We start from the raw sequence: 537 nt of genomic DNA on the forward strand, positions 1-537 counted from the left end.
CCGCACGATCGCCCCCGCGGCCAGCCCCAGCAGCGGGAAGAAGAGCAGCCAACTGCCCCCGTACAGACCGCCGAGCAGACAGGTCACCACGCCCAGCGCGATCAACGCGCCCCGGGTGGAACGGGATTCACGCGCCTGCTGCGAGAAGGCGCGGAACACCACGTGGATGTAGAGGGAGTTGAAGACGAACAGGCCGATGCCGCCGACCCACGGGTTCGGGGTCTTGCCCTGGAAGAGGTTGGAGAAGGCGCCCATCCCCATCAGCAGCCAGGGCAGCAGGGCGAAACCGCTGGGCGGCGGGCCCAGGTGCCCCGGCAGCCTCCCCGTCCGCCGCCCCTCCCGCCGGCCGGCGTCGAACGCGTCCCGGTCGGACCTGCACCGGGCCGGGTTCTCCTGCCACGGCGACGTCCGACGGCTCATCCTGCGCAACCAGGACATGTCACCACCCCCCCTTCAGACGGGTCCGCGCGGTCCTGCGGTACGAGAGCACAGCGTACGAACCGAAGACCAGCAGCCGGCCGGGGAAGAGGGCCGACG

General features: G+C 71.3%; 1 pseudogene. It reads right to left on the reverse strand.

From position 1 onward, the window contains the following. Positions 1 to 420: pseudogene (locus FGF04_RS39805) on the reverse strand (sensor histidine kinase); the annotation flags it as partial. Positions 421 to 537: the final 117 nt, after the last annotated feature.

The sequence above is a fragment of the Streptomyces apricus genome (assembly GCF_008369065.1).
GTDB classification, from domain to species: Bacteria; Actinomycetota; Actinomycetes; order Streptomycetales; family Streptomycetaceae; genus Streptomyces; species Streptomyces apricus.